At 74.5% G+C, this 4,339-nt stretch carries 5 protein-coding genes; 4 read left to right on the plus strand and 1 reads right to left on the minus strand.

From position 1 onward, the window contains the following. Window positions 1-945 (plus strand): hypothetical protein (locus QM638_RS06435; protein WP_415141126.1); only part of this gene is annotated, 945 nt, incomplete at its 5' end. Continuing rightward, window positions 942-2,156 (plus strand): hypothetical protein, encoded by a 1,215-nt coding sequence (locus QM638_RS06440; RefSeq protein WP_415141127.1) that lies wholly within the window; start codon window positions 942-944, stop codon window positions 2,154-2,156. The genes QM638_RS06435 and QM638_RS06440, both read left to right, overlap by 4 nt. Here QM638_RS06440 and QM638_RS06445 read toward each other — a convergent pair. Then, the gene (locus tag QM638_RS06445; RefSeq protein WP_415141128.1) at window positions 2,117-2,809 is read right to left on the minus strand and encodes an EcsC family protein; all 693 of its coding nucleotides are present in this window, start codon (window positions 2,807-2,809) and stop codon (window positions 2,117-2,119) included. The genes QM638_RS06440 and QM638_RS06445 overlap by 40 nt on opposite strands. Window positions 2,810-2,921: 112 nt before the next feature. On the opposite strand from QM638_RS06445, the gene aat reads away from it, so the two are divergent. Together aat and QM638_RS06455 are read left to right on the plus strand one after the other, a co-directional pair. After that, on the plus strand, window positions 2,922-3,668 hold the full coding sequence (gene aat / locus QM638_RS06450) for a leucyl/phenylalanyl-tRNA--protein transferase (protein ID WP_415141129.1): 747 nt from the start codon (window positions 2,922-2,924) through the stop codon (window positions 3,666-3,668). A gap of 209 nt (window positions 3,669-3,877) precedes the next feature. Further along, window positions 3,878-4,339: DUF2510 domain-containing protein (locus QM638_RS06455; protein ID WP_415141130.1), on the plus strand; the 462-nt coding region annotated here is incomplete at its 3' end.

The following is a 4,339-nucleotide window of genomic DNA, read 5'->3' on the forward strand; positions in this document are numbered from 1 at the left end:
CTGCCGCTGGTCGGGGACGGTCCGGCCCCCGGCTTCGGCGCGGCTCCGGTCGATCCGGCCGAGCTGCCCGCCGGCGAGCTGGTGCGCGGCGCGAGCCTGCTGCTCGCCGAGGACCTGGTCACGGCCGGACCCGGTGCCGTCCCCCGGCCCGGCCGGCGGCATCGGCTGCGCCATCGCTACCGGCTCGCGGGGGATCGCTGGCTGGTCGGCCCACTGCTCGACGAGTTGGTCGTCCGCGGCCGTCCCGAGGGCGGCCGCGGCCTGGTGGTCTATGTCGTCGCTCCGCCGCTGGAGCGGCTGCTCGCCGATGTGTGGGTCTCGCGCGCCTTCGGTGAGGGAGTGGTCGGCTGGCCGGCCTGGCTGCGCCAGGCGGGTCGCCGCCACGACCTCCCACCGCGCGCGGACCTGCGCGGTGTGGCGGGTTGGTGGCGGGCGCGGGTCGGCGAGTCGCGGGTCCAGATCGTCACCGAGCTCGACCGGCTGCCCGAGCTGCTCGGGCCGGGCGTGCTGGCCAGGCTGGTCGGGCCGGGCGGGGTGCGTGGTCCGCGGTTGGGACGGGGCCCCAGGCTCTCGGCCGACGCGGCCGAGCTCGCCCGGCAGGTCGGCCCGGTCCTCGGTGTGCTGGTCGACCCGGGGAGCAAGGAGACGCTGCTGCGGCGCACCCTGCTGCCGCGGCTGGTGCGGCTCGACCCGGCCGGGCCGCCGCTCGGCGTACCGGAGTGGGCGCGGGGCTGGATCGCGACCCAGGCCCGCCGGCAACGAGACGCCCTGCGCGAGGCTGGCTACGCTGTCCACGGCGACCTCGCCCAGCTCTCCGACCGACTCGACGGTCGTCCGCCCCGCGCCGAGCGGGTGCTGGAGCTGGCGTTGGCCGCACTGCACGAGGGACCAGCAGGAGACGGACCGGCAGGAGTCGGATCGGTGGGGCAAGGAGGCCGAGGGTGAGCGAGCGGCGCCGGGTGCTGTTCCACATCGGCACTCCGAAGACCGGCACCTCCTATCTGCAGGACGTCCTGTTCCGCAACCGCGAGGCGCTCGCCGGGCACGGCATCCACTATCCGGCGGCCCGGTTCGACGCCCACTTCCTGGCGGCACTCGACCTGATGCGGCTGCCCTGGGGTGGCCTGGAGGAGCAGGCGGTCGGGTGCTGGGCCGAGCTGGCCGAGCAGGTCCGCGGCCTGGACGGCACCGTCGTCATCAGCCACGAGATCTTCGCCACCGCGTCACGCCTGCAGGCCCGGCAGGCGCTCGCCGACCTGGGCGGCGACACCGGTGACAGCGAGATCCACCTGGTGCTCTCGGTGCGCGACCTGGCCCGGCAGATCCCGGCGGAGTGGCAGGAGAACGTCAAGCACCGCAGCACGCTGAGCTACGCGGAGTTCCTCGACCGGATCCGTGATCCCGCCCGGGGCTCCAAGGTGGGCGCCTGGTTCTGGGGCGTTCAGGAGCTGCCGGACATCCTGGAGCGCTGGGGAGCGGACCTGCCGCCCGAGCGGATCCATCTGGTCACCGTCCCGCAGCGTGGCGCCGACCCGGGACTGCTGTGGAAGCGGTTCAGCACCGCCTTCGGGCTCGACGGGCTCGAGCTGGATCTCGGTGCCGATCGCAGCAATCCGTCGCTGGGCGTTCCCGAGACCGCCCTGCTGCGCCGGATCAACCTGCAGGCCAACGGGGTCGTGGAGCCGGCCGACTACCGGCCGCTGGTGCGCGAGCTGATCGCACACCGCACGTTGTCCGGTCGCCGCCGGTCGCCGCGGCTGGCGCTGCCACCCGAGATCGTGCCCTGGGCCCAGGAGCTCGCCCACCGCTGGGTGACCGAGCTCTCCGATCGCGGCTACGAGGTCGTCGGCAGTCTCGATGAGCTGTTGGTCGGCGACGCGTCGTCGGACTACGCCGACCCCGACCGACCGCGACCGCGACAGGTCGCCCGGGCGGCGTACGACGTCATCGAGGCACTGCTGGTGGAGAACTCCCGGCTGCGGCACGAGGTCCGTCGGCTGCGGGCGGGCATCGCCGAGACCGAGGACGCGCTGCGCCGCGCGGAGGAGGCGTTGCCCCGCCGGCGTGCCTATCTCGCCCTGCAGCGCAGTGCCCCGGGACGGGCCGCGCTGCGCGGCTATCGCCGGGTGCGCGGCAGGAGCTCGCGGGAGGTGTAGCGGCCGATCTGGTAGGTCGCCCACGCGTCGGTGCCGGCGCCGACCACGCCGCCGACCACCGGGACCCTGCGGCCCAGTGTCGCGGCCAGGCGCTTGCCGGTGATGCGGGCGAGCATCTCCGCGGCCACCTCCGCACCGATGACCGAGTCCAGGCCGGCGTCGTACACCGGTGCCGTCGCGACGGCCATCGGCGGCGCCGCCAACCGCTTCCGCTTGATCTGCTGGTTGACCCGGTCACTGCCCAGCAGGCACAGCAGCACCGCGTTGCGCACCCGCGGGTCGGTCAGGTCGTAGCCGCGCAGATGCGCGATGCCGGCGACCATCCGGCACTGGATGACGGCGAGTCCGCTGACGTTGGCCGGGATGGTGAACGCCGCCGTGATCAGGCCGCCGAGATTGGTCACGAAGCCGCCGGCGGAGGCGAGCGCCACGTGGTTCTCGATGACCTCGCCGATGGCCTTCTCCACCGCTCCGTGCTGCTCGGCCAGCTGCTTCTCCGCGGCGGCCGCCGCGCCCGGGAGCGGACCGACGCCGACGATCGCGCGGTGCAGCGCCTGCCGGATCACGCCGGTGGTGATGCCGGGGGTGAGCTCGATGAGCTTCGGCGCCACCGCACCCGCCACCGCGGTGAGGGCTCGTCTGCGCTTGACCATGCCCCGATACTACGAAGGGGCCGGTGGGAGCGGCTGGCGAACCGGCTGGCGAACCGGCTGGCGACCGGCCGGCGAACCGGCCGGCGACAGTGCGGCGCGGTACCGTCGGAGCGTGCCCGCGCCGATCGAACCCGAGCCGTCGCGCTGGGTCTTCGCCGATCTGCGCCAGCGCACCGGCGATCTCCTGGACGACGTCGTGGCGATGGGCGCCGACCTGGCGCCGGGCACGCTGCTCGCCGCCTACCGGCACGGCATCTTCCCGATGCCCGGCGAGCGGCCCCGCGACCCGTTGGTCTGGTTCTCCCCGGTACGCCGCGGCATCCTGCCGCACGGCGGTCTGCGGGTCTCCCGGTCGCTGCGGCGCTCGGCGCGCGACTTCGAGATCCGGATCGACACCGCCTTCGACGCGGTGGTGGCGGGCTGCGCCGACCCACGGCGCCCGATGGGCTGGATCGACGACCGGTTCCGGGCGGCGTACGGCGAGCTGCACCGACTCGGCTGGGCGCACTCGGTCGAGGCCTGGCGCGACGGCCGGCTGGCCGGCGGGCTCTATGGCCTGGGCATCGGTGGGCTGTTCGCCGGAGAGTCGATGTTCCACCGAGAGACCGACGCCTCCAAGGTCGCGCTGATGGGTCTCGTCGGGGTGCTCGGCGACGACTCCGGCCGGCTTCTGGACGTGCAGTGGGCGACGTCGCACCTGAGGTCCCTCGGGGTCGTCGAGGTCGACCGTCACGACTACCTCGACCTGCTGGACGAGGCGCTGCGACTGCCGCCGCCTCCGGTCTGGTCCGGGAGCCCGGTGCCCGCTCGTACTCCCACGATCCCGGACCTCGGCGTGGGCCGGCCCGGGCGGGGCTGACTCGGGCGGGGCTGACTCGGAGAGGACCTCGGACAGAGCCGGCGACAGAGCCGGTGACAGAGCCGGTGACAGAGCCGGCTCGGGCAGGGTTAGCCGGAACGGGTGCTGGGCAGGGTGAGCACGAGCCGGGAGCGCCGCCGCCGACAGGTAGCGTGTTCCGCTGACCCAGGGCCGCCGAGGCGCTCGGAGAACGTGAGAGGTTGGACCACATGAGCCAGACACCTGCAGGCTGGTACGTCGACGCGCAGGGCACCACCCGATGGTGGGACGGCGTCCAGTGGACCGAGCACACCCAGCCGCCGGTGCCGCAGGCCCCGGCCGAGCCCGCCGCGCCCGAGCCTGCTGTCTCCGAACCGGCGCCCGAGTCCGTCGAGTCGCAGTCCGCCGGCCCCGATGTGCCCGAGGAGCCGGAGGTGTCGGCTCCGGTCGAGGAGTTCGACGATCGCACCCGGATCCGCCCGGCGTTCGACCCCGGGGAGACCGGCCAGACGGGGCAGTACGGCCAGTCGGGGCAGTACGAGCAGTCCGGGCAACCCGGTGATCCGGGCGCGTCCGTGCCCGCCCCGGTGGACGACGCGCCGACCTATCTGGGCGACTCCCCGGCGCAGTCCGGTTCCGCCGCCCTCCCGCCGCCACCGGCGTGGACGCCGCCCGCGGCCGGCCAGCCCACC

The sequence above is a fragment of the Nocardioides sp. genome, assembly GCF_047606145.1.
Classification (GTDB): Bacteria; Actinomycetota; Actinomycetes; order Propionibacteriales; family Nocardioidaceae; genus Nocardioides.

Coding starts and splice junctions, on each gene's coding strand:
- QM638_RS06445 (WP_415141128.1), bottom strand. CDS start 2,809: ATGGTCAAGCGCAGACGAGCCCTCACCGCGGTGGCGGGTGCGGTGGCG.